The sequence below is a fragment of the Ureibacillus sp. 179-F W5.1 NHS genome, from assembly GCF_045369345.1.
GTDB lineage: Bacteria > Bacillota > Bacilli > Bacillales_A > Planococcaceae > Ureibacillus > Ureibacillus halotolerans.
Map to the genome: position 1 here is coordinate 1 of NZ_JBIQFG010000026.1, position 25,035 is coordinate 25,035.

A 25,035-nucleotide genomic window follows, 5' to 3' on the forward strand; every position below is an offset into this window, starting at 1 on the left:
AATTCCATCTCCATTACCACTCTAAAAGTATATTTTCACACGTGCAGAGCACGTGGTTTTAAAAGAATTAATAAAAAGAACGATTTCCCATTAGGAATTCGTTCTTCTATCTTTATACTCACTCCTGCTACGTAACTACTTCATAGCATTCAGAGAGTACATCCCACACAGAGTGCTTATTTTGTTAACTAACCTATACTCTAAACTGCTTCACCAAATCATTTAACTCAATTGCTAGTTTGGCAAGCTCTTCGGAACTCGATGCAACTTCTTCCATTGAACTGCTTGTTTGCTGAGCCGAGGCAGAGGTTTGTTCGACACCTGCTGCAGACTCTTCCGAAATAGCCGCAATCTCTTCAATGGACGAATTCATTTCCTGACTTGTGGATTTCATTAGCGTTAGATGATCACTAACGACACTAATTGCCGAAGCCATTTCTTTAACAGAATCATTAATTTTTCTAAACTTCTCTCCTGTTGTTTTCAGCTGATTCGTTCCTTTTTCGACTTCTGAATATCCCGTTTGTAGTGAGTCTACCACGCCAGATGTATCCCCTTGGATTCTACTAACAATTTGTGTGATATCCGTTACAGATTTGGACACCTCTTCCGCAAGTTTTTTCACTTCTTCTGCAACAACTGCAAACCCACGTCCGTGTTCGCCAGCACGTGCTGCTTCAATTGCTGCATTAAGGGCCAATAAGTTCGTTTGTTCAGCTACATCTTTTATGACTGTAACTAATTTAGAAATTTCATTGGATTGAACATCCAACTGCTGTACCTTCACAACGGAATCTTTAACGATACGATCAATATTTGACATTTGCTCAACAGATTGTCGCATCAATTTGGCACCGTCTTCGGTCAATTGTAATACTTCATTTGAAGACTGATAAATTCGTTCGCCATTGTCATTTGCTTCTTCTACTTTTTCCACATACATCCCCATTGATGTCGAAAGATCACCAGACAGACTTGCTTGCGATTCGGTACCAGATGCAATTTCCTCCATTGTTTTAGAGATTTGCTCTGTTCCTACTTTTACTTCATTTGCGGATTGTGTCATTTCCTCACTGTGGGACGAAATCAACTGGGAGGCGTTTGAGATATTTTGAATCATATTTTTTAAATTAGTATGTAAGTCATTGAGCCCATTGGCTAATTGTCCCGTTTCATCTTTTGACTTAATGTCCAGTTCATCAACTGTTAAATTCCCATTAGCGATATGGGTCATTTGTTCCGTTACTTTTTTAATCGGATTCGTCACATTATTAGCAAATAGCCAAATCACTACAATACCAATCAGTAACGTTATCCCCATAACGATGAAATTTAATGACAGAATTTCACCAGCAGGTTTATTAAAATCTACCATATAGGTACCTGATACCACTACCCAACCCCATTCAGGGAATTCTTTAGAGTAGGAAATTTTTTCTCCGAATTTATTTGGGTTATCAATAAACGGAGCGATAAAATCGGTATATCCTCCCCCATTGATACCTCTTTCAATATATTCTTGGACGTAATATGTACCATTTTCATCCTTTTTATCCCAAAGGTTCTGCCCCTCTTTAGAAGGGTGAGCAACAAAAGTTCCTTCGCGATCAGTAATAAACATATAACCATTTTCACCTAAATCAATATTTTTGTTAATTGGTCTTTTTTTGTCTTCTCCCATTTCTCCTAATATCGCTATTTTTACTTTTTCCTGCGCATCCTCAAGGGAAAGTTTGCCTTCTTCTACTTGCTGATTGAGTACATCCATCATTTCAATGGTTTGTTCCACACTATTTTTTAAATTTGTTTGACCCAGTTCATCTAAACTACTACTACTCTTTTCATAACTAAACACACCTAAAACAATCAATGGAATCGTCAATAATAAAATGGAGACAGTCAGTAACTTCCGTTTAATCGTTCCAGTTAAAAATGCAAGCAAATTGAATTTCATTCTTATTATCCTCCCCGAAAATTAATAAAAAAGCATTCACTAATCTATAAGCACTAAATAATATAACAGATGTAGGTCTTTAGACTAGAAGTTATAGTATAAACTTATTAGTCTTACTTTTCTATACTATCTACGAACTTTAGTATATATTTCGTCAAAATTAGCAATAAGAGGAAAAACTTTTTTCATTAAATTCAAATCAAGCTCAACGGATAATAACTAGTTTTCTAAGTAATAAAAAAACGAATTCCCCATCAGGAATTCGTTCTTCTTACTTTATACTAATTCCAACCACGCCACCGCTTCACAGTGCGTCGTTTGCGGGAACATGTCTACGGGTTGGATTTCTTTTGTTTTGTAGCCGCCATCCTCGAGTACCCGTAAGTCCCGCGCTAAGGTCGCTGGATTACAGGAGACGTAAACTACTCGCTTTGGTTTTTGCTCAATAATGGTATTGAGCAATGCCTCATCGCAGCCTTTTCGTGGTGGATCGACGACTAGTACATCCGCTTTTTTACCTTCAGCATACCAACGTGGAATTACTTCCTCTGCTGGGCCGGCTTCAAAATACGTATTTGTAAAGCCGTTTAATTCGGCGTTACGTTTAGCATCTTCAATGGCTTGTTCTACGATTTCTACTCCTAGCACTTGTTTTGCTTTCTTCGCTAAAAATAACGAAATCGTCCCAATCCCACAATAAGCATCAATAACCGTTTCATCCCCGGATAATTGGGCATAATCTAACGCTTGCTTATATAGCACTTCTGTTTGTACAGGATTTACTTGGTAGAAGGAACGAGCTGAAATTTCAAAGCGGACATTACCAATTGTATCCTCAATAAAATCTTTTCCCCAAAGGGTAATCGTTTCATTTCCTAAAATCACATTCGTTTTTTCGATATTAACGTTTTGTACAATCGATGTCACATTTGGGACAAGCTTGCGGATCAATGCGATTGCTGCGTCTTTTTGTGGGAACTTATGTTTATTCGTCACTAACACGACCATTACTTCCCCTGTTGCTCGCCCTTTTCGAATAACGACGTGGCGAAGCATGCCTCGATGGGACTCTTCGTTGTATGGTTGTAAACCGATGTCCATTAGTTCCTTTTTCAAGTTCGCCATGATTTGATCTGCTTCCTCTACTTGAATAATACAACGTTCCATGTCGACAATATCGTGGGTTTTTGATTTATAAAATCCCGCAATCGGACCCGTTTCCGTTTGAGTAAATGGAATTTGAGATTTATTACGATAATTCCACGGATCTTGCATACCTTTCACTGGCAATATTGGCGCATCGATTTTGCCAATCCGTTTCATAACGTTACGTACCATGTTTTCTTTCCATTTCAGCTGCCCTTCATAAGATAAATGTTGCAGCTGGCAACCACCACATTTTCCAAAATAAATACATGGGGCTTTCACTCGATCTGGAGATTCTTCTTTTATATCTACGATTTTTGCAAAGCCGTAATTTTTTAAAGTTTTTAATACATGTACTTCAACCGTTTCTTGTGGAAGGGCGCCTTGAATAAACAACGGATAACCGTCGATTTTCGCCACACCATTTCCATCATGGGTTAAATCTTCTACTAAAACGATTTTTCGATCATTTTTCTTTACTGGTGCTACCATGTTCCGTCCTCCATTCAATTCTTCTATTGTAAAACAAGTGGAGGGTAAAAATCTCTACTTTTGCACGAAATTTATCTCATTTTAAAAAAGAGCTACTTTAACAGCAGCCCTTCCTCATTTTACTTCTTCATCCTTTACGATTTTATCCATCGGTGCTAATAGAAATGCCAGCACAATTGACACAATAGTTATTATAAAGGGGGCGACAAAAATCATGAACTCGTTCATTTTGTATCACTCCTATGCATGATCGTTACTCTTGCCAGTAACATAGTCTTTATTGAATAAAAATAAACGGAACAATAAATATAGGGATGGAAGCAATAAACATAAACCAAGTATAAAGGCAATGACTAAAGCAATCGCCATCTCTTTATTTGTAAATCCAGCGTGTATTGTTAAATATGGATATAACAAATACGGATAATGGGAACCACCATAGGCAAAAAAGGCAAAGGCAAATTGAAGTATTAATAAAATTACTGCCGTACCATATGACCTCTTTTTCCAAATAAACCAAACCGTAACTAAAAATAATAATCCCGAAAGTGCAAATAAAGGCCATATAGCGACGATGTTCTCATAATGTTCTACATTATGACCGCGTAACTCTACGATAATCCCGAAGGCTGTAATAATTAATGGGACAGACCAGATTAGGGCATATTTTCTCATTAAGTTACTTGCTTCTAAATCCTTAGCTTTCCATGCATACCAAGTTAAAAAGACCGCAGATATATAAAGAACTGCTGAAATACTTAATAACACAATGCTCCAAGAAAGGGGGCTTGTATATAGCGCCCAATAATCTAATACAGGCTGTCCGTTTACCATCTCAACGAAGCCACCTTCCGAAATGGTAAAAACGACTGAAAGGGATGCAGGAATTAACAACCCCGCTAGCCCATAGGCAAAGGCATACCCTTTATGGCCTGCTGAACCATAAGATTCAAAGGCATAATAGGAACCCCGGATGGCTAACAACAATAATGAAATGCTCACTGGCACAAGTAAAATCGTTCCATAATAAAAAGCTGTTTGGGGAAAAAATCCAACGATACCTACGAAAAAGAATACAAGAAATACGTTCGTCACTTCCCAAACCGGTGATAAATAGCGCTTAATAATCTCCGTTAGAATATGGGATCGATCGGTTAATAAACTATAGGCATTAAAAAATCCTGCTCCAAAATCAATGGATGCCACAATGACATAACCAAATAGAAATATCCATAATACAGAAATTCCTAACACTTCAAGATTCATCGCACTTCACCACCCTTTTCCGATTCCCTGTCTTCAATTTCCTTTTCAATAGGATTGGAACGAAACATTCTTGATAAGACGACGATACTACCTATCCCTAGCACAATATATAAAATACAAAATAGAAGGAGCATCAAATCTACATTTCCACTTGTCGTTGCCCCTTGCTCTGTCCGCATTATCCCTCGCAATATCCACGGTTGCCTTCCGACTTCTGCTAACCACCAACCCGCTTCAATGGCAATGACCGATAACGGGCCTCCCGCTACGACTACCCATCGATACCATTTGCTTGCGATAAACGACCAGCCACGCCATTTCCCGACTAAATAAATAAAGGAAACAAGAACCATGAACATCCCGATAAACACCATTAAATTAAATAAATAATGGATATAAAGGGGAGGTCTTTCATCTTCCGGAAATTCATTTAACCCAATTACTTCAGCCATCGGATTACTAAAGGCTAATATACTTAACCCATAAGGAATGGTAATTTCATACTTTACCTCTCCATCATTCATAATCCCGAATAGGATAAGATCGGCCCCTTCCTCCGTCTCAAAATGCCATTCGGCAGCTGCTAACTTTTCTGGCTGATACTCAGCCAAATATTTTCCTGAAAAGTCCCCAATAATGGCCGATGCAATCGAAAAAATAAGACCACATTTCATTACAAGATAAAGTGCTTTCTTATGATAAATATGATCTGAACCCTTTAATAAACGGAAGGCTGCGATGGATGCCAATATAAACGCTGCAGTCATAAAGGCTGTAACGAGGACGTGGGTTACTTTTGTTGGCATTGCAGGGTTAAACATGGCGATTAACGGTTGAATATTGACTAACTTTCCGTTTACTACATCGAACCCTTGAGGCGCGTTCATAAATGAATTGACGATTGTGATAAATACCGCTGACATCGATGCTCCGATGGCAACAGGTATGAGCAACAGCATATGCTTCTTTTGACTATCAAAACGATCCCAAGTATATAAATAAATACCTAAGAAAATTGCTTCAAAGAAAAAGGCAAAGGTTTCCATAAATAAAGGTAACGAAATGACTTGTCCTGCTAGCTCCATAAAGTTTGGCCATAATAGAGAAAGCTGTAAACCAATTGCCGTCCCTGTAACAACCCCAACGGCTACCGTAATGACAAATCCTCTAGCCCAGCGTCTTGCCAGTAAAATGTAATGTTCATCATTATTTCGATAACCGACCCATTGGGCAATCATAATCATCAACGGAACGCCGACGCCGATTGTTGCATAAATAATATGAAAAGATAAGGTTGTTTCAGTTAGTACTCGACTCCAAAACACCGCTGACTCGTTAATCAAAAATAAGTCCTCCCTAACTAAATAATCGACCTAAAATCGATAGCAACATAATTGCTGCTACTCCAAAACTTAAGTAAATTAGCCATTTTTCTTGTTTTTTATACATTTGTCTCTCCCCTTACAGCCATTATGCCCATTTTTGTAGAAGTTGAACGGTGTTAATTAGAACTGGTAGTATCCTTTCAAACATTTTTTCAAAATAAAAAACCTGTATAAACGTTAGTTTACCCTAACATTTATACAGGTCATTCCTGCTAATTACACTCGGTCCAATTCACGAATATCCTCGATTGGAACGAATACTTCAATATGGCGTTTTAAGTTAGTAAAAGTAACGGGTGCATCCCCACCATACTCACCATCTAAGTTAATATGAATCGTTTCATTTTCTTCCACGTTGGAAACTTTCACTACACTTGCCTTTCGGTAAATCACATTCGGATCATTTAAGTGTTCCCCGCGGAGTGCTAAAGATGCCACTTTTATAAAATCCGCAATGCTACATTTCTTCAGGATCATCATAGTGAATAATCCATCGTTAATACTTGCATCTGGTGCTATTTTTTCAAACCCACCAACAGAGTTTGTTAATCCACATAAAAACATCATGGCATCTCCTTCGAAAACTTCCCCATCAAATTCGATGCGCATATTCGTCGCTTTTATGGAAGGAATCATTTCAATTCCTTTTAAATAATAAGCAAGTTGACCGAGAAGTGTTTTCATTTTACTCGGTACTTCGTATGTTAATTCCGTTATACGCCCACCTGCAGCAATATTAATGAAATAACGGTCATCATTTATTAACCCGACATCGACTGGTATTGTATCGCCTTTTATAATGATATCGATGGCCTCGTCGATTTTACGCGGAACTCGAATTGCCCTTGCAAAATCATTCGTCGTTCCCATTGGTACTACACCTAACTTCGGTCGATTTTCATAAGGACTCATCCCTGCTACTACTTCATTTAGTGTACCATCACCACCAGCAGCAATGATAATATCAAAACCTCTTTCTACAGCTTGTGCGGCTGCTTGTTTCGCATCTCCTTCACAAGTTGTTGCGTGGCATGATGTTTCGTACCCGGCAATTTCAAGCTTCTCTAAAACTTCAGGTAAGTTTCTTTTAAAAAGCTCTCTACCTGATGTGGGGTTGTAAATGATTCTTGCTCTTTTCATTTTATCTTCCATCCTATACTTCGTAATATGTATAAAACTTTTCAACAAAAGGGAAAGTCCTAAGTAAGAAGAACTTTCAAAGGACCTTTCCGTTAAAACTTTATTTTTGTATAGCTTTTGATAGTACTTTTTTCATATCTTCGTAAACCCATTGTGCACATTGAGGATCATGAACAAATTTGTCCTGCATAGAAGTATACATTTCTTTTTGCTTTTGTTCAAATGTTGGGTCTCCTTTTTCTGGTAATTGTGCCCGCATTTCTGTCACTAATTGTTGTAATTCTGGTGCACGAGGCCCCCATTTCCCAATCACTTCACCTTGTTCATTTAACAATAAATAGATTGGAATAGCCCTTCCGCCATTTGTTAAATAGCGATCGATTAAATCGGTATCCGCATCTCGGAAAGCGCAGCGAATTTCTAAATCCGCTTCTTCAGCTATTTTACGAATAACCGCATTATTTAGCATCGCATCGCCACACCAATCTTCCGTAATGGCTAAAATATGAGGTTTTTCCTCTTTTAATAATGGGAAAAGTTCATCATTCGGATTTACATTGAAATTTTCGTATACTGCAAAACTTTTCTCTTTTAATATAGGCGTCGTCATTTGTTCCATATACTGGGCCATTGGGATGGATTCTTCAAAATATTGTTGTTCTGTTTTCATTATTTACTCCCCCTTTTTCTTTTATTTTGCATAAAATGTGGGCAAATTACAATTTTTAGGATTGGACGAAGAAACCCCTACAAACCAACTTTCATTGGAATGATAGGGGCAAATACTAATTAGCGTTTATTAATTTCTTCAAGAAGGATTTTGTTTACCATTGGTGGGTTCGCTTGTCCTTTAGAAGCTTTCATAATTTGACCTACTAAGAAGCCAATTGCACGGTCTTTACCGTTTTTAAAGTCTTCGATAGATTGCGGGTTCGCATCTAACACTTCTGTTACTAAGCCAAGTAATACAGCTGGGTCAGAAATTTGAACTAACCCTTTTTCTTTCACAATCTTCTCAGCATCTCCACCGTTTTTCACTAATTCACTGAAAACTTTTTTCGCAATTTTAGATGAAATTGTACCATTTGCAATTAATTTCACCATACTTGCTAAATTCTCTGGTGTTAATGCCGTTTGACTAATTTCAATTTGTTCTGCGTTTAAGTAAGCTGACACATCACCCATTAACCAGTTCGCAGAAAGCTTCGCATCCGCGCCGGCAACGACCATTTCATCAAAGAAATCTGAAATCTCTTTGTTCACAACTAGTACACTTGCATCGTAATCGTTTAACCCAAGCTCTTCAACATAACGTTTTTTACGAGCATCTGGAAGTTCAGGAATGGATTGACGAACGCGTTCTAACCATTCATCGTCAATTTTTAAATCAACTAAATCCGGCTCTGGGAAGTAACGGTAATCATCTGTACCTTCCTTCACACGCATTAAAATTGTTTTACCAGTTTTTTCATCGAAACGACGAGTCTCTTGCTTAATTTCGCCACCAGACATTAACACTTCTGCTTGGCGTTTTTCCTCATATTCAAGACCTTTTCGAACAAAGTTGAAAGAGTTTAAGTTTTTAAGCTCTGTTTTTGTACCGAATTCTTCTTGACCGTATGGACGAAGGGAAATATTCGCATCACAACGTAAAGAACCTTCTTCCATACGCACATCGGAAACACCAGTGTATTGAATAATTGATTTTAACTTTTCAAGATAAGCATAAGCTTCAGCTGGCGTACGAATATCTGGCTCTGATACGATTTCCACAAGTGGCGTACCTTGACGGTTAAAGTCAACTAATGAATAACCATCACCGTGGGTTAATTTACCCGCATCTTCTTCCATATGAAGACGGGTAATACCAATTTTTTTCGTATACCCTGGTTGACCGTCTGTACCTTCGATTTCAATTTCAATCCAACCATCATAGCCGATTGGTTTATCAAATTGAGAAATTTGGTAAGCCTTCGGATTGTCTGGGTAGAAATAGTTTTTACGGTCAAATTTTGTTTCTTGGTTTATTTTCATATTTAAAGCTAAGGCAGCCTTCATCGCAAAATCAACAACGTTTTTGTTTAACACAGGTAATACACCTGGATATCCAAGGTCGATTACTGTCGTGTTTGTATTTGGTTCAGCACCGAAATGGTTTGGTGCTGGAGAGAAAATTTTCGATTCTGTTTTTAATTCTACGTGTACTTCTAACCCGATAACTGTTTCAAAGTTCATATTTATTTACCCTCCCAAATTTGAGGAGTTTGTTTATGAAATTCTGTCGCTTGTTCGTAAGCGTAAGCCGTGCGATAGATTGTTTCCTCATCGAAATGTTTTCCGATAATTTGTAAACCTAATGGTAAGCCATTTTCAAATCCACATGGAATAGAAATAGCAGGAACACCAGCTAAATTAATCGGAATGGTTAAAATATCATTCGCATACATCGTTAATGGATCGTTGATGTTTTGACCGACTTTGAAAGCAGGTGTCGGTGCTGTTGGTCCAACAATTACATCATAGTTTTCAAATACTTTATCGTAATCTTCTTTAATAAGCGTACGAACTTGTTGAGCTTTTTTATAGTAAGCATCGTAAGTTCCAGCACTTAAAGAGTACGTTCCAAGCATAATACGGCGTTTTACTTCATCACCAAAACCTTGGCTTCGTGTTTCTTTATAAAGTTCCATTAAGTTTTTCACGCCTTCTGCACGGAAACCATAACGGATACCGTCAAAACGGGAAAGGTTAGATGAAGCTTCTGATGATGAAAGGATATAATAAGCTGCTAAAGCATATTTAGAATGAGGAAGGGATACTTCTTCTACAGTAGCACCTAACCCTTTTAAAACGTCAAGAGCTGCTAATACGGAATTTCTAACTTCTTCGTTTACCCCTTCACCTAAATATTCCTTTGGTACCGCAATACGTAAACCTTTAATGTCGCCATCTAATTTCGATACGTAGTTTGGTACAGGTACATCTGCTGAAGTTGAGTCGTTAGGGTCTACCCCTGCAATTGCTTCAAGAAGTAGAGCATTGTCATAAACGTTACGTGTAATTGGTCCGATTTGGTCTAATGATGACGCGAAGGCCACTAAACCAAAACGAGATACACGACCATAAGTAGGCTTCATACCTACTACGCCACAATATGCAGCTGGTTGGCGGATTGATCCACCAGTATCTGAACCTAGAGAAAATGGCACTTCACCTGCTGCAACGGAAGCTGCAGATGCGCCAGAAGATCCCCCTGGTACATGCTCAAGATTCCATGGGTTTTTCGTTGTTTTATAAGCGGAGTTTTCATTAGATGAACCCATCGCGAATTCATCCATATTCAATTTCCCCACGGTTACCATACCTGCTTCACGTAGTTTTTTAACTACTGTTGCATCATAAATTGGCATAAAACCTTCTAAAATTTTAGAAGCACAAGTTGTTTCTAAACCTTCTGTTACGATGTTATCTTTAACACCGATTGGTAAGCCGAATAATGGTCCCCGTTGTTCAAATGGAACTTTGTCCAACTCTAAGCTTTGCTCCATTGCTTTTTCCTTATTTAAAGCTAAGAAAGCTTGTACATCGTCATCTAGTTTTTCGATGCGAGCAAATGCTTCGTTCGTTAAATCAGCGATTTTCATCTCGCCGTTATGTAAACCTTCTTGTAATTCTTTCGATGAACGTTCAAATAACGTCATGAAGTTCCCTCCTTTTTATCGCGGTTTAGTCTTCTAAAATTGGTGGTACTTTTACTTGACCATCCACTTGCTCTTTTACGTTTAACATCATTACATCACGATCTAAACCTTTTTGGGCAACGTCTTCACGCATAACGTTAACGATCGGTAGAACGTGGGATGTTGGTTTGACATTCGTTGTATCTAATTCGCTCAATGTTTGGGCAAAATCAGTAATTTTTTCTAATTGGTTTGCAAATTTCTCTGCTTCTTCATCAGTAATCGCTAGTCGCGCTAAATGGGCAACGTGTTTTACTTCTTCTTTTGATAATTTCGCCATTTCATTACACCTCCGTTATTCTAAAGCGTGGCAATAATCAATAATAATACCATTTTTCTCATAAAAAATCACAAAATAGGACAAAAACCTGAAAGTTCTTGCACATCAATGGTCATCTACTACAAGGCCTTCATTACTTCCTATATAATCAACTATATTATCGCCTTAAACCGCGCCAATTCAAACCTATTAATAAAAATATCATAAATTAAAGGCAAATTTAATCATTTCCTAATAGATTGAGCTATTCCTTTCATACTTCAACATAAAAAAGTAGCATTAGAATGTTCTAATACTACTTTCCTAAGAAGTGATTAGTCCATATTAATAATCATAAATATGAACAAACGGCTCTTTATCACTACGTTCTTTTATTAAAAGGGCTTCCGGTCCGTTTATCGAAGTAATGCTAACTTCTATATCCACATCTTTAGGCAATTGTTGAACAATAATTCCCGATAAATATTGGGTAAATCCGATGATCTCCGTCGTACCATAAAATTGGATTGGAACCTCAATGGACAACTTTGTGAGCGTGTTATTTTGATAGAATCCTCTACCTATAACACTTGTATAATTGGAGAAATATTCATCTACTTCATGTTTAAAGTTTTGGAAGCTTTCATTAACTTCACGATATACCGCTTCTGGTGAAGACATTGGGAATGTTACGTATGCCTCATTCACATCTTGCCATTCTCCTAAATCCGATTGCCCCTTTTCTGAAATGTTATATGCAAAATAGGATCCAGGTATGATTGCATTATTTGCTTGCTGTTTAAACAAACCAATTACAATTGGAACATCCTTCAGTTCAGGACGTTGACGTAAACGGGAAATGACTTCTTTTGCGATTTCTTTCCCTTTTTGCTCGATTTCAGCATCTGGAATTTTTTCTTCAAAAGTGTCCCCGTACTGTTCTTTTTGGTAGTAGTAGATGGAATTTAAAGCAAGTCCAATCGAAATACCACCAAGTTTTACTTTATTATCATCTGTTTTAACTAGATAATTTTGTTCGACGATATGGGCAAGATAAATGGGTGCTTCTTTCGCCCTTGTTTCAGGGTCCATTTTTTCGCCGCTTTTATTAACATCAGCTGGATTTAACCCTCTTAGTTCTTCTGGTTCATCGGGATTTTGGTTACTACGAGCAAGCCAGTTACTAATTGTATCGCTATCTAAGTACTGACCTTCTTGGAAGAAGTAATTTTCTGTATCAAATACATTTTGTGAAAGGCGCATTAGTCCTTCTTCTACTTCTTTAATGTCGTACTTCGTATTAATATTAGACACGACTAATCCACGGCTAGCACTTTCCTTATACGGAACTAGCGTTTTATAATAATTATCATTTAATTGCATACTTGGGATGATTGTCGTTTCAACTTCTGCTTCAGTTTCATCTGTATCTTGTAACACTTCTGTATCTTCTTTGAATGAAGGTACACAACCTGTTAGCATTGCAACAACGACCATCGCCGGAATCCAGCGAAATCGGTTCATCGTTTGAAACTCCTTTACTGTTGTAATTGTTCAATTAGGCGGTTTTCGTCCCAAACTTCGATGCCTAGTTCATTTGCTTTAGTTAATTTTGAACCTGCATCTTCGCCGGCAATAACAAGGTCTGTCTTCTTACTTACACTACCTGTTACCGTTCCACCCAACTCTTCTATTTTCGCCTTTGCTTCATTGCGTGTCAATTGCGATAATTTTCCAGTTAAAACAATCGTTTTCCCTGCGAATGGATTGTTACCCATTTCCACTTGTACCTTTTTACCTTTATACAGCATGTTGACACCGGCTTCTTTCAGTCTCGTGATCAACGCTTGCACTTCATCACTGTCAAAATACGTAACGATGGAGTCAGCCATCTTACCACCGATTTCATAAATCGCCGTAATTTCTTCTTCCTTCGCTGCCATCAGGGCATCCATCGATTCGAACGTTTCTGCTAATAATTTGGCCGCTTTTTCACCAACATGGCGAATTCCTAGTCCAAACAGCAATCTTTCCATCGAATTTTCCTTTGAACGTTCAATTGCTTCTACTAAATTTTTCGCTGATTTTTCGCCCATTCGTTCCAGTTTTACAAGCTGCTCTGCTTCTAAGTGATAAAGGTCACTTACATCACGAATATAATTTTCACGAAGAAGTTGTTCTACTACCTTTTCTCCTAAACCGTCAATATTCATCGCGTTTCTTGAAACGAAATGTTTAATACCTTCAGCAATTTGAGCAGGACATGTTGGATTGACACAACGTAAAGCTACTTCACCTTCAATGCGGACAAGCTCGCTTCCACAAGCAATACAATTAGTTGGCATTTCAAAAGGAACAGAGTTTTCTGGACGCTGTTCTAAAATGACACCAACAACTTCCGGAATAATATCTCCTGCTTTATGAATGATCACGGTATCGCCAATACGAATATCCTTTTCGCGAATTAAATCTTCATTATGAAGGGATGCTCTTCCAACAGTTGTTCCTGCAACTTGAACCGGAGTTAAAATAGCGGTTGGTGTAATGACCCCTGTTCGACCTACCGTTAGTTCGATATCTAGTAAAGTTGTCATTACTTCTTCTGCAGGGAATTTATAAGCAATGGCCCAACGTGGACTTTTTGCTGTATAGCCTAATTCATCTTGATGAGCATAGCGATTTACTTTTACGACAATCCCATCAATTTCATACGGAAGATGAGGGCGATTTTCAGTCCACTTATTAATGAACGCAAGAACGTCGTCAATTGTTTCACAAAATTCCCGCTCTTTATTGGAAGGGAATCCTAATGTCTCTAAATAATCAAGCATTTCTGCATGGGAATCAATTCCATAAGCTTCCCCATCCCCACCAATGGCATAGATGAATGTGGAAAGGTTACGACTTGCCGCAATTTTCGGGTCAAGCTGACGAAGGGAACCAGCTGCCGCATTACGCGGGTTAGCAAAAAGTTCTTCCCCTTTATCGGCACGAGCTTTATTTAATGCTTCAAAGGATTTTTTCGGCATATATGCTTCTCCGCGCACTTCAATTGTTACAGGTTCGTTTAAACGAAGGGGGATGGCATGGATCGTTTTTAAATTGGCCGTTATATCCTCTCCAACAGTACCGTCCCCTCGGGTTGCCCCTTGAACAAATACGCCATTCTCATAGCGTAATGAGATAGCTAATCCATCAATTTTCAATTCACAAACATAGGAAAAATCGTTCCCAATCGATTGGCGAATTTTACGGTCAAAATCCCTTAAATCTTCTTCACCAAAAGCATTGGATAAGCTTAACATCGGATAATTATGAGTTACTTTCTTAAATCCTTGTAACGGAACACCGCCAACACGTTGAGTCGGCGAATCTGGATAAATTAAAGAAGGATTCTCTTTTTCCAATGCAATTAATTCATTTAAAAGCTGATCATACACCGCATCAGACACAAGGGGCTTGTCTAAAACATAGTAGGCATGACCGTACTTATGAAGAAGTTGATTTAACTCGGCAACTCGTTTTTCAATATCGTTCATTTTATTCCTCCATCTTTTCATCCATTACGAAGATAGTTCCCTTTTACCCTTTCGTAATCGGAGCAAATTTAGCAAGTAATCGTTTGATTCCTATACTTGGGAAGGCGATATCTAATTCCATGCCGTCCCCCTCACCTTTCACACTAACAACCGTTCCAGTCCCCCATTTACCGTGGACAGCTTTATCTCCAGCTTTCCATTGGAGTTGGTCACCGCCAGTCGATTGAAGGTTCGCAATTTGTGGCTTCGTTTGGACATTCCCTATCGTTCTTCGTCTTTGACTTTGAGCCCGTTGGCTACGTCCGGTACTAAATGGTAATTCATCCGCATCTATACGATGGCCGGATTTTGAAATTTGTTCGATAATGTCTTCCGAAATTTCTTGTAAAAAGCGGGAAGGCATATTGTAGCTTGAACGGCCAAATAGAGTACGAGAACCAGCACAAGTTAAATATAAACGTTGCTCCGCCCGCGTAATCCCAACATAAGCAAGTCTCCGTTCTTCTTCCATTTCCGCTGGATCGTCTAAAGAACGGGAATGGGGGAAGACATTTTCTTCCATACCGATAATAAATACAATCGGGAACTCTAATCCCTTTGCAGCATGCATCGTCATTAAGATAATACTTCCCTTTAATGTATCCTCTTTATCTAGAGCATCGATATCTGCTACTAGCGCTAAATCTGTTAAAAAGGCAATTAAAGATTTATCGTCACTACGCTCTTCGAAAGCCTTCGTAACAGATAAAAATTCTTCTATATTTTCTAAACGGCTTTCTGATTCAATCGTTTTTTCATTTTCAAGCATTGCCCGATAACCGGATTTTTCGATCACTTGTTCAACAAGCTCCGTAACGGATAAATACTCTTGCATTTTCGTAAATCCTTCGATTAACTCTCGGAATTTATCAACCGCACCTGCTGCCCTCGGAGTTAAGCCCATGAACAAAACTTCCTTCATCGCATCAAAAATGGAACGGTCTTGTTGAATAGCATATGTAGCCATTTTTTCGAACGATGTAGCCCCAATATTTCTTTTTGGCTCATTAATGATCCGAGCAAGGGATAAGTCATCATCATTGTTGGCAATTAATCTTAAATAGGCTAATAAATCTTTAATTTCTTTTCGATCATAGAATTTTGTTCCACCGACGATTTGGTAAGTCATATTCGATTTAACGAGCACTTCCTCCATCACACGGGACTGGGCATTCGTACGGTAAAGAATCGCAAAGTCATCTAATGAACGGTTTTCTTTTTCCATTAGCTTTTGGATTGTTTGCACAACAAATTGAGCTTCATCTTGTTCATTATAAGCTTTATAAAGAACTATTTTCTCTCCTTCTAAATTGTCCGTACGAAGTTTTTTAGGATATCGACTTTCATTATGTTCAATGACATCATTGGCTGCTTGTAAAATCCGTTTTGTTGAACGGTAATTTTGCTCTAATAAAATAACCTTTGCATTAGGGTAATCCTTTTCAAAGGATAAAATATTGCCGATATCAGCTCCACGCCATCTATAAATGGACTGATCTGAATCACCAACGACACAAATATTTTTAAATTTTTGTGCAAGTAATTGAACAAGTTTATATTGGGAATGGTTCGTATCTTGATACTCATCCACATGAATATATTGGAATTTATTTTGGTAGAAATCCAACACATCTGGAACACGTTCAAACAACGTAATCGTTGTCATAATTAAATCATCAAAATCTAAAGACTGATTACGTCGAAGTCTTTTTTCGTACCCCTCGTACACTTGTGCAACGACTTTCTCATAAGGATTGTTCGGGTTGCTATTTGCTTTATATTGATCTGCAGTAATACATTCGTTTTTAGCTGCACTGATAGCATTTAAAATAGCGCGAGGTTCAAAACGTTTGGAATCAATATTTAATTCCTTTAATACATTTTTTACAACAGACAATTGATCCGCAGAATCTAAAATGGAAAAGTTTTTTGAAATGCCTATTCGATCGATATTGCGTCTTAAAATGCGCACACACATGGAGTGGAAAGTAGAAACCCACATACTTTCCGTCGTACCGTTACCAAGTAAATTATCAATACGTTCGCGCATTTCCCGTGCTGCTTTATTTGTAAAGGTAATCGCTAAAATTTTCGAAGGATAAACTTCCTTTTCCACTACTAAGTAAGCAATTCGATGGGTTAAAACACGCGTTTTCCCAGAACCAGCTCCTGCCATAATTAGTAACGGTCCTTCTGTCGTTTTCACAGCTTCTGCTTGCTGTGGATTCATTCCGTTCAGTAAATTTTTCGTTATTTGTTCCATGATGCACCGCCCTTTATACAAACATTTGTTCTCAATTATACTATAACGAATTTATTCTCGCACTTGGTTTATTCATTTACAACGCCTTTTACAGCTTCTACTGTTTTTAACGCCTGTTTTAAATCGTCATATATAATATTGCCTACTACGACTGTGTCGGCAATTTGTGCCATTTCAGCTGCTTGTTCTACAGTTGTAATACCTCCACCGTAAAACAGTTTCGTGTCATTTAATACTTCCTTTACAGAAGATACTATTTCTTTATCTCCATAAGTTCCACTATATTCGATATAAAAAATCGGTAATTTAAAATAGTTTTCGGCAAGACGAGCATAGGCAATGACATCGTCCTTCGTTAAATCCGTATTGGCATTTGTTACTTGCGCTACTTTGCAATCAGGATTTAAAACGCAATATCCTTCCGCAACTAATTCGTCCCAAACCATGACGTCTCCATACTCTTTAATCGCTTCATGATGTAGGTCTTTCACCCATTTTGTCTCACGGCTATTTAAAACAGAAGGGATGAAGTAATAATCAAAACCAGCTAAAACGGATTCAACATTTGAAATTTCCAATGCAACAGGTACTGAAAAACGTCGTACTCGTAGTAAAATATCAATTACATTATCGATTGTGACACCATCTGTACCACCAACTAAAATGACATCCGTACCCGATTCACATATTTTTTCTAACGATTCATCTGAAATTTCCTTTGCTGGATCCACTTTAAACACATGTCGCCAATTTTTATAATCCATTCTTCCATTCCCACCTATCAAATTTGAAAAATCAATTGTTTTATATACGCTTACAAGTATAACGTAAACTTACATAAAGCGAAAATTACATTCTCTTTACTCAATAGAAAAAGCTGTCTAGGAAGTCTTCTTACTTTTGACTAACTAAACAGCCTAAATTTCACTTTTAAGCTTATCATTATTTAGATGCTTGGAACGGTTTCTCATCTGGATAAAGACGACCTAACATTTCATCATAAGTATCATTTCCATAATCAAAACAACGTCGAACACGAGAAATTGTTGCAGTAGATGCACCTGTTTCTTTTTTAATTGATTCATACGTTTTCTTTAAACGTAATAAATGGGCTACTTCAAACCGTTGGGCTAATGATTGAATTTCACTAATGGTACATAAATCATCGAAAAATTTATAGCATTCTTCAAGATCTTTTAATTCCAATACAGCTTTAAATAATTGGTCCGTTTGATGCCCGCGAATTTTATCGATCTGCATATTCATTCATCCTTTCTATTGCTACGAGTATGTTATAGAGGTTGCAATGCCTGGATCTGTTGGAACAAAATGAATCCACGTTTGTCCAGGTACTAATTTGACTTCACTACCATCTTCTTCTACTGCTTTCAGTACACCATCCTTGTTTTCCCAACGAACTTCTCGCATCATTCCTTGTTGGAATACATACGCGGCTCCACCAGAATGAAGGTCAATTTCACGGCGTCCTTTATTATCAATAATGGAATGTTTCATTTCAAAAATTAAAACATTGGAAAGTTTCAACGGCTCATTTGTTAAATAATCTGTTGTCACAGCGTCTCCCGATTGCCGTGTATAACGATTACTTTTTTCATCATAAGTATAAAGGCTATTAAACGAATTGTCGTTACTGTAAGTAACCGACACGGAATTTGCTTTCTCTCCTATTTTAACACTTTCATCTTCTTTATAAAAAGTATACGATACTTTTTTCTGATAAAGAAGTGAAGCGCTCACTTTATCTGCTGCGGCTTGTATATTTTCACCTGGCATATAGGAGTTATGGGGTGCAACTCGATCCTTCGATCGTTTAAACAACGTCCCATCATACGCCATTCCATTAACATGATCAACGACTCCATTTTCAAGTAATGTTCGCGCTTCTGGACTATAGCCGTGGGCAATATAAAATGCATCTAATCCGGCTGCAATTTCAACAAAATAATCCCTTGCACTACGAATCGGTCCAATATTATTAGGTAGCTCAGATTGATACAAGGCTAGTAATCTTGTAATATCCCCTTCGGCTAACATTTCATAAATGACATCAGCAGAGGCAATACCCGATTGAGGCCTTGCTTTTGGATGATTGTTAATCGTCACAACGACCGGTCGCATTGACACTTCTTCTTGTACTTTTTCACCAGTAAACGGTGTAACAAAGGATTGTTCTACGTTTTCTGATACAGGTATCGTTTCTTTTTCTTCTTCGATAGATTCTACTGATTCATTCTTTTCATCTTTCTTACCGCATCCAACTAATAGAATTGAAATAATTAATAAAAAGCACAGTCTTCTCCATCGAAACAAAAATTTTTCTCCCCCTTTAACGCATCACAGCGGGCAACATCACTTTCTTTTTCATGACATCATATATACCTCGTGGAGTGATACGAATATATGGTAAATGTGTAGCTTGTAAAAATAGTAATGTATAGACTGCATCACTATGACGATAGCCTCTTTCTTTTAGAGCAGATTTTAAAGCTAACTCATATTGAATTAATTCTTCTACATCACCGTCAAAGAGAGTTCCATTTAAGGCAAGGGGAATCGAAACTATAACTTCTTTATTTTCAACTAGCACCATTCCACCTTTTAATCTCTTTAATTCATTAAATGCTACTTTCATATCTTCTATGCTTTTTCCTATTAAAATAATTTCACCTGTATTTGAGTAGGAGGATGCAAACCCTTTTATACCAGTATCAAATCCTTTAATCATTGTGTTAACACGCCATTTTCCTTGACGGTCTACTAACATTAAATAACTTTCATCTTTTCCAAGGGGGAGTTCCTTTTTAGTAAATTGTAAACTAATAGAATATGGTTTAGTAATGACATCGTTAACCATTTCAATTCCAATCGGCATTGAAAATTGGAAATCGTCATCGGTTAAATCAAAGGATAGATTTAATGGTCCTAATCCATCCCATTGAATTTCTGAAAGGGAATTTACTTTTTGATGATTTTTCTTTAACCAAACACCTTTTGATAATACTGACTCTGGGTTTGGACTAAATGGATCGGTTAAAATATTTAATGTAGCAAAACGTCCTGTTGCCACAAGACCATGAAGATGGGTCATATTATAATATCGTGCAATATTATAAGAAGCCATATTATAAGCATCTATTGAAGAAACACCTTCGTCAAGGGCAATACGAATGCATTTATCCATTACGCCATCAAGATGGAAACTCGGTGTAGAACCATCTGTTGTCATCATTAAATGGTCAAAAACATTCAATTTTTTCTCCATAATCCCTTTAAGTAATTGGGGTAAGTCTGGTCGAATCGAAGAATGTCTTAAAGTAACATCTAATCCATGAAGAATTCTTCGTTCTACTTCTTCAACTGTCATCGCTTCATGGTCACCATCAGCGCCAAACAATTTCATACGAGCAAGCGTTTTCTCTGAGGCTCCAGGAAAATGCCCCTCTACTTTTTTCCCTTTATTTTTAGCTAGTTGTATCCAATGAAGCATTAAATCATCACCGCGGACTAAACGTGGCCATCCTGTCAATTCTCCCCCAAGAATCACATCATCTCGTTCAAGCCATTCTAAAACAGATTTATTTGTAAATAATTCATCTTCGTTGTCGAGTTCCGTTTGGGAATCAAACCGAACCCACCAATAGAAAGAAAAAGGTAATTTTTTCAGCTGGTTCAACAATGAAAACGCTTTCTGATTTGGGAGTGAAAAAACAAAGTTCATATTATCTGCGATAAAAGTTGTTGTTCCACTTTGTGCAGAAAAATTTGCAAAGGAGTGTGGATTATATAATTGGAATGGATGTACATGGGGTTCAATATAACCCGGAACAACCACTTTCCCTTCTAAATCCATTACCTCTGTATTATCCAAATTAGAAGGCATTTCCTTACCTACATAAACAATACGATCAGCTAAAATCCAAATATTTCCTACTAACCATTGTTTGAATACACTATGTAAATAACGTGCATTTTTTAAAACGATTGTTGGCGCTTTGTTTCCGTCAATGACAGCTACTTGTTTTCTTATTTCATCTATTTTCCATGTAGACTTTGGCATTTGTAACACTCCCTTCTATTTCTTATAATATTTATTTTGTTTATTCGCTATTTATACGCACATACTAACTTTGCTCAAAAATTGTTCAAATATTTATTTGAGTTGCAAGGAATTTAATGGTTTTATCGTATCACAGCACTTTTTTATATTAAAGTGTTTTATTTGGAATTATATTCTAATAAAAGGAGTGGAACTTTACATGGAAGAAAACATTTCTGAAAGAAGTGGATTTGTCCGTTTAGCCCTTGGTACAGGTTTAACAGCTTGCGGTATTGCCCACCTGGCAAAAGAATCCGGAAATCGTGGTTTAGGGGCACTGTTCGTTGCTGCTGGTGCTATGAAAGTGGCAGAAGGGATTTTTCTATATTGTCCCACAAAGGCATTCATTAATTCAAACGTAAAAAATGCCGTTTCAACGACTTTTGATGAATATTTAGATGGCGATAGCATTATGCAGCAATTTAATCAATCCTATGAGAGCCGATGGGGTACAGGTAACTCCTCTAATAGTACATCCCAATCATCAAGTTCTGGTTCTTCCACAATGCAAAATTTTGCAAATGCTGCTTCACAAGTAGCTCAAACCGTCTCGAATGTTGCTCCAAGCGGAACAATGGCCAATACAGCATCTCAAGTAGCAAAAACAGTGGCGGATACGGTGTCGGGAAATCAATCTAATCAAAACAATAATCAAAGTAATAATCAAAGTAATAATCAAAACAGTAATCAATCTGGTTCAAACAATTCTACAAAAAGTAAAAAGTCAGTAATTAACCCTAGTTAAAATTCATTTTTCTTAAAAAAGAATGGCAAGAAGTCGAAGAGATTCGATTCTTGCCATTGTTCATTATTGGAATGTTCTCCAACCGATATCTTTACGGTAGAAAAATTTCCCCCACTGTTGTTCGTTAATACTTGCATACACTTTTTCTTGTGCTTCTTTTAAAGTATTTGCCTTTGCAGCAACGAGTAGGACACGGCCACCATTACCTACAAAGTGACTATCCACTAATTTCGTCCCTGCATGGTAAATATCAAACTTCTCAGTCAAATCAGCTAAATCCGGAAGAGGATTGCCCTTCTCCACATCTCCTGGATAGCCTTCTGCAGCAATTACAACACCTAACATCGCATCATCTGACCATTGTAAATCAAAATATTGTTCTTCCATTAATGCCTTCATAAATAATCCAAAATCTGAAGTCATTCGTGGAAGTACAACTTGTGTTTCGGGATCACCAAATCGAGCATTAAATTCAATCACTTTTGGTCCTTCGTTTGTTAATATTAATCCTGCATATAAAATACCCGTAAAGGAAACACCCTCTTCCTCCATCGCCTTTACAGTTGCTTCTACAATTTCAATATAGGCACGTCTCACATACTCTTGCGGAATTTGAGGGACTGGGGAATACGCACCCATTCCTCCTGTATTTGGTCCTTTATCACCGTCGTAAGCTCGTTTATGATCTTGGGCAATAACCATTGGATAAATTTGTCCTTTATGAACAAATGACATGAAGGAAAACTCTTCTCCGTCCAAAAATTCTTCAATCACAACCCGTGAAGAAGAATCGCCGAAACGTTGGTTCCCAATCATATCGTAAATGGCATCGCATGCTTCTTGTTCTGTCATTGCGACGATTACACCTTTACCAGCTGCTAATCCGTCCGCTTTGACAACTATTGGTGCACCTTGTTGTTTCACATATTCAACAGCCTTTTCTGCATCCGTAAACGTTTCATAAGCTGCCGTTGGAATGTTGTACTTTTTCATTAATGTCTTCGCATAAGACTTACTACCTTCTATTTGAGCAGCCGCCTTCGTAGGGCCAAAAATCGTTAACCCACGTAATTGGAAAAAGTCGACAATACCTGCTGCCAATGGCTGTTCGGGACCAACAAAGGTAAGGTCAACCGCATTGTCCTTTGCAAATTGGGCAAGACCAGCAAAATCCATTGCATCAATCGGTACTACTTCCGCATCTTGTCTCATTCCGTCATTCCCTGGCGCAACAAACACTCTATTGACTGAAGGGGAATGATTAAATTTTTTCACTATAGCATGTTCACGCCCGCCACTACCGACCACAAGAATATTCATGTGAGATAGCCTCCTTATTTACTCGATGTCCAATGTATCCTCCAAAGGAAACGCTCGCCTCATGACGAGCGTTTTGCCATTTCATACTGTATTCATAATTAATGTTTAAAATGACGAATACCTGTAAATACCATCGCGATACCATACTCATTCGCTTTATCGATTGAATCTTGGTCTTTGATGGAGCCGCCTGGTTGAATAATCGCTGTAATACCAGCTGCCGCTGCTGCCTCTACTGTATCACTCATTGGGAAGAAAGCATCTGAAGCTAATGCAGCTCCCTTCGCTTTATTACCAGCTTGTTCTAATGCAATTTTAGCAGAACCAACACGATTCATTTGCCCCGCTCCAACACCTAAAGTCATTTGTGCGTCCGTTACAACGATCGCATTCGATTTCACGTGTTTTACAACGGACCAACCAAGTTTTAATGCTGCCCATTCTTGTTCCGTCGGTTTACGATCAGTTACAACTTGGATATTTGCATCATTTAATCCATAGGCATCATCTTCTTGAACTAATAAGCCACCTTCTACGGAAACTACTTTAAATGGATCTTGCTTCTCTTGAGCGAAGTTGATTGCCATTAAACGGATGTTTTTCTTTTTCGTTAAAATTTCTAATGCCTTTTCCGTAAACGAAGGAGCAATAATGATTTCTAAGAAAATACCGCTTAGTTTTTCAGCGGTTGCTTCATCTACTTCGCGATTTAAAGCAATAATTCCTCCAAAAATTGAAGTTGGATCTGCCTCGTACGCTTTATCAAAGGCTTCTTCAATTGTTGTACCTGTTCCTACACCACATGGATTCATATGCTTAACGGCTACCGCTGCTGGAATATCGAATTCCTTCACGATTTGAAGCGCTGCATTTCCATCTTGAATGTTATTATAAGATAATTCTTTTCCATGTAATTGAGTAGCATATGCTAATGAGAAATCAGATCCTAGACGTTTTTGGTAAAATGCCGCTTTTTGATGTGGGTTTTCTCCATAACGTAACGTTTGTTTTAATTCATAAGTAATGGTTAAGTTTTCTGGGAATAATTCTTCCGTTAAGTAGTTCGATATGTAAGAATCGTAGGCCGCTGTATGACGGAATACTTTTGCAGCTAGTTCACGGCGTGTTTCAATCGTTGTCGACCCTTGATTTTTTAATTGTTCCAGAACTTTCGGATAATCATTGGAATCGACAATAACCGTTACATATTGATGGTTTTTTGCAGCAGAACGTAACATTGTTGGACCGCCGATATCGATATTTTCAATCGCATCATCCCATGTTACATCGGGCTTTGAAATTGTCTCAACGAAGGGATAAAGATTAACGCAAACAATTTCAATTGGTTCAATCCCATGTTCGTTCATTTGGGCTTGGTGGGAAGGATCGTCAAACTTTCCTAAAAGTCCACCATGAATCATTGGGTTTAATGTTTTTACACGACCATCTAGAATTTCTGGGAACTTTGTAACTTCATCAACCGCTGTTACAGGAACACCATTTTCTTGTAACATTTTTTTCGTACCGCCTGTTGATAAAATTTCATAATCTAATGCTACTAATTCCTTTGCAAATTCTAGAATACCATCTTTATTAGAAACACTTATAAGTGCACGTTTCGTCACGAAAA

20 protein-coding genes are annotated in these 25,035 nt (G+C 37.8%); 1 reads left to right on the forward strand and 19 read right to left on the reverse strand.

Annotation, left to right across the window (positions count from 1 at the left end; translation table 11 throughout):
* Positions 1-193: 193 nt before the first annotated feature.
* The 17 genes from ACH0B5_RS11895 to ACH0B5_RS11975 form a co-directional block, all read right to left on the reverse strand.
* Positions 194-1,954, reverse strand: a complete 1,761-nt coding sequence (locus ACH0B5_RS11895) for a methyl-accepting chemotaxis protein (protein WP_122972597.1) — start codon at positions 1,952-1,954, stop codon at positions 194-196.
* A gap of 276 nt (positions 1,955-2,230) precedes the next feature.
* A complete protein-coding gene (rlmD, locus tag ACH0B5_RS11900) occupies positions 2,231-3,592 on the reverse strand; it encodes a 23S rRNA (uracil(1939)-C(5))-methyltransferase RlmD (RefSeq protein WP_406927865.1) in 1,362 nt (453 codons plus the stop codon).
* Between the two features lie 114 nt (positions 3,593-3,706).
* Entirely contained in the window at positions 3,707-3,820 is a 114-nt protein-coding gene (gene cydS, locus ACH0B5_RS11905; protein WP_406927866.1) for a cytochrome bd oxidase small subunit CydS family protein, read from the reverse strand.
* Positions 3,821-3,832: 12 nt separating this feature from the next.
* Positions 3,833-4,858 carry a cytochrome d ubiquinol oxidase subunit II gene (locus tag ACH0B5_RS11910; protein ID WP_122972595.1) on the reverse strand — a complete coding sequence of 342 codons (1,026 nt, stop codon included), beginning with the start codon at positions 4,856-4,858 and terminating at the stop codon, positions 3,833-3,835.
* Positions 4,855-6,201, reverse strand: coding sequence for a cytochrome ubiquinol oxidase subunit I (locus ACH0B5_RS11915; RefSeq protein WP_122972594.1), 1,347 nt, complete (start codon positions 6,199-6,201; stop codon positions 4,855-4,857). Before ACH0B5_RS11915 ends, ACH0B5_RS11910 begins: the two co-directional genes overlap by 4 nt.
* 258 nt (positions 6,202-6,459) lie before the next feature.
* Positions 6,460-7,383 (reverse strand): diacylglycerol kinase, encoded by a 924-nt coding sequence (locus ACH0B5_RS11920; RefSeq protein WP_341362725.1) that lies wholly within the window; start codon positions 7,381-7,383, stop codon positions 6,460-6,462.
* 100 nt (positions 7,384-7,483) lie between these two features.
* On the reverse strand, positions 7,484-8,053 hold the full coding sequence (locus ACH0B5_RS11925; RefSeq protein WP_122972592.1) for a thioredoxin family protein: 570 nt from the start codon (positions 8,051-8,053) through the stop codon (positions 7,484-7,486).
* Positions 8,054-8,172: 119 nt separating this feature from the next.
* Positions 8,173-9,618: an Asp-tRNA(Asn)/Glu-tRNA(Gln) amidotransferase subunit GatB gene (gene gatB, locus ACH0B5_RS11930; protein WP_122972591.1), complete on the reverse strand. Its 1,446-nt coding sequence runs from the start codon at positions 9,616-9,618 to the stop codon at positions 8,173-8,175.
* Positions 9,619-9,620: 2 nt separating this feature from the next.
* Positions 9,621-11,084, reverse strand: coding sequence for an Asp-tRNA(Asn)/Glu-tRNA(Gln) amidotransferase subunit GatA (gene gatA, locus ACH0B5_RS11935; RefSeq protein ID WP_341362726.1), 1,464 nt, complete (start codon positions 11,082-11,084; stop codon positions 9,621-9,623).
* A gap of 25 nt (positions 11,085-11,109) precedes the next feature.
* Entirely contained in the window at positions 11,110-11,403 is a 294-nt protein-coding gene (gene gatC, locus ACH0B5_RS11940) for an Asp-tRNA(Asn)/Glu-tRNA(Gln) amidotransferase subunit GatC (RefSeq protein ID WP_122972589.1), read from the reverse strand.
* 324 nt (positions 11,404-11,727) lie between these two features.
* Positions 11,728-12,906: a CamS family sex pheromone protein gene (locus ACH0B5_RS11945; RefSeq protein ID WP_341362727.1), complete on the reverse strand. Its 1,179-nt coding sequence runs from the start codon at positions 12,904-12,906 to the stop codon at positions 11,728-11,730.
* A gap of 14 nt (positions 12,907-12,920) precedes the next feature.
* Complete coding sequence (ligA, locus tag ACH0B5_RS11950; RefSeq protein WP_406927867.1) at positions 12,921-14,921, reverse strand: NAD-dependent DNA ligase LigA; 2,001 nt, start codon at positions 14,919-14,921, stop codon at positions 12,921-12,923.
* Between the two features lie 43 nt (positions 14,922-14,964).
* A complete protein-coding gene (gene pcrA, locus ACH0B5_RS11955) occupies positions 14,965-17,223 on the reverse strand; it encodes a DNA helicase PcrA (protein WP_406927868.1) in 2,259 nt (752 codons plus the stop codon).
* Positions 17,224-17,291: 68 nt separating this feature from the next.
* Positions 17,292-17,987 carry a heptaprenylglyceryl phosphate synthase gene (pcrB, locus tag ACH0B5_RS11960; protein WP_406927869.1) on the reverse strand — a complete coding sequence of 232 codons (696 nt, stop codon included), beginning with the start codon at positions 17,985-17,987 and terminating at the stop codon, positions 17,292-17,294.
* 178 nt (positions 17,988-18,165) lie between these two features.
* The gene (locus ACH0B5_RS11965) at positions 18,166-18,483 is read right to left on the reverse strand and encodes a YerC/YecD family TrpR-related protein (RefSeq protein ID WP_122972584.1); all 318 of its coding nucleotides are present in this window, start codon (positions 18,481-18,483) and stop codon (positions 18,166-18,168) included.
* A 21-nt stretch (positions 18,484-18,504) separates the two neighbouring features.
* A complete protein-coding gene (locus tag ACH0B5_RS11970) occupies positions 18,505-19,554 on the reverse strand; it encodes a DUF3048 domain-containing protein (protein ID WP_406927870.1) in 1,050 nt (349 codons plus the stop codon).
* Positions 19,555-19,570: 16 nt separating this feature from the next.
* Complete coding sequence (locus tag ACH0B5_RS11975; RefSeq protein WP_406927871.1) at positions 19,571-21,301, reverse strand: adenine deaminase C-terminal domain-containing protein; 1,731 nt, start codon at positions 21,299-21,301, stop codon at positions 19,571-19,573.
* Between the two features lie 199 nt (positions 21,302-21,500).
* On the opposite strand from ACH0B5_RS11975, the gene ACH0B5_RS11980 reads away from it, so the two are divergent.
* Positions 21,501-22,085: a hypothetical protein gene (locus ACH0B5_RS11980; protein WP_406927872.1), complete on the forward strand. Its 585-nt coding sequence runs from the start codon at positions 21,501-21,503 to the stop codon at positions 22,083-22,085.
* A gap of 63 nt (positions 22,086-22,148) precedes the next feature.
* Here the strand turns inward: ACH0B5_RS11980 and purD are convergent, their stop codons facing one another.
* On the reverse strand, positions 22,149-23,405 hold the full coding sequence (gene purD / locus ACH0B5_RS11985) for a phosphoribosylamine--glycine ligase (RefSeq protein ID WP_122972580.1): 1,257 nt from the start codon (positions 23,403-23,405) through the stop codon (positions 22,149-22,151).
* Between the two features lie 98 nt (positions 23,406-23,503).
* Complete coding sequence (gene purH, locus ACH0B5_RS11990; protein WP_406927873.1) at positions 23,504-25,030, reverse strand: bifunctional phosphoribosylaminoimidazolecarboxamide formyltransferase/IMP cyclohydrolase; 1,527 nt, start codon at positions 25,028-25,030, stop codon at positions 23,504-23,506.
* Between the last annotated feature and the right edge of the window lie 5 nt (positions 25,031-25,035).

Bases quoted from the DNA above. Each gene is read 5' to 3' on its own strand.
- ACH0B5_RS11895 (WP_122972597.1), bottom strand. From the start codon at position 1,954: ATGAAATTCAATTTGCTTGCATTTTTAACTGGAACGATTAAACGGAAG.
- rlmD (WP_406927865.1), bottom strand. From the start codon at position 3,592: ATGGTAGCACCAGTAAAGAAAAATGATCGAAAAATCGTTTTAGTAGAA.
- cydS (WP_406927866.1), bottom strand. From the start codon at position 3,820: ATGAACGAGTTCATGATTTTTGTCGCCCCCTTTATAATAACTATTGTG.
- ACH0B5_RS11910 (WP_122972595.1), bottom strand. From the start codon at position 4,858: ATGAATCTTGAAGTGTTAGGAATTTCTGTATTATGGATATTTCTATTT.
- ACH0B5_RS11920 (WP_341362725.1), bottom strand. From the start codon at position 7,383: ATGAAAAGAGCAAGAATCATTTACAACCCCACATCAGGTAGAGAGCTT.
- ACH0B5_RS11925 (WP_122972592.1), bottom strand. From the start codon at position 8,053: ATGAAAACAGAACAACAATATTTTGAAGAATCCATCCCAATGGCCCAG.
- gatB (WP_122972591.1), bottom strand. From the start codon at position 9,618: ATGAACTTTGAAACAGTTATCGGGTTAGAAGTACACGTAGAATTAAAA.
- gatA (WP_341362726.1), bottom strand. From the start codon at position 11,084: ATGACGTTATTTGAACGTTCATCGAAAGAATTACAAGAAGGTTTACAT.
- gatC (WP_122972589.1), bottom strand. From the start codon at position 11,403: ATGGCGAAATTATCAAAAGAAGAAGTAAAACACGTTGCCCATTTAGCG.
- ACH0B5_RS11945 (WP_341362727.1), bottom strand. From the start codon at position 12,906: ATGAACCGATTTCGCTGGATTCCGGCGATGGTCGTTGTTGCAATGCTA.
- ligA (WP_406927867.1), bottom strand. From the start codon at position 14,921: ATGAACGATATTGAAAAACGAGTTGCCGAGTTAAATCAACTTCTTCAT.
- pcrA (WP_406927868.1), bottom strand. From the start codon at position 17,223: ATGGAACAAATAACGAAAAATTTACTGAACGGAATGAATCCACAGCAA.
- pcrB (WP_406927869.1), bottom strand. From the start codon at position 17,987: ATGGATTATAAAAATTGGCGACATGTGTTTAAAGTGGATCCAGCAAAG.
- ACH0B5_RS11965 (WP_122972584.1), bottom strand. From the start codon at position 18,483: ATGCAGATCGATAAAATTCGCGGGCATCAAACGGACCAATTATTTAAA.
- ACH0B5_RS11975 (WP_406927871.1), bottom strand. From the start codon at position 21,301: ATGCCAAAGTCTACATGGAAAATAGATGAAATAAGAAAACAAGTAGCT.
- ACH0B5_RS11980 (WP_406927872.1), top strand. From the start codon at position 21,501: ATGGAAGAAAACATTTCTGAAAGAAGTGGATTTGTCCGTTTAGCCCTT.
- purD (WP_122972580.1), bottom strand. From the start codon at position 23,405: ATGAATATTCTTGTGGTCGGTAGTGGCGGGCGTGAACATGCTATAGTG.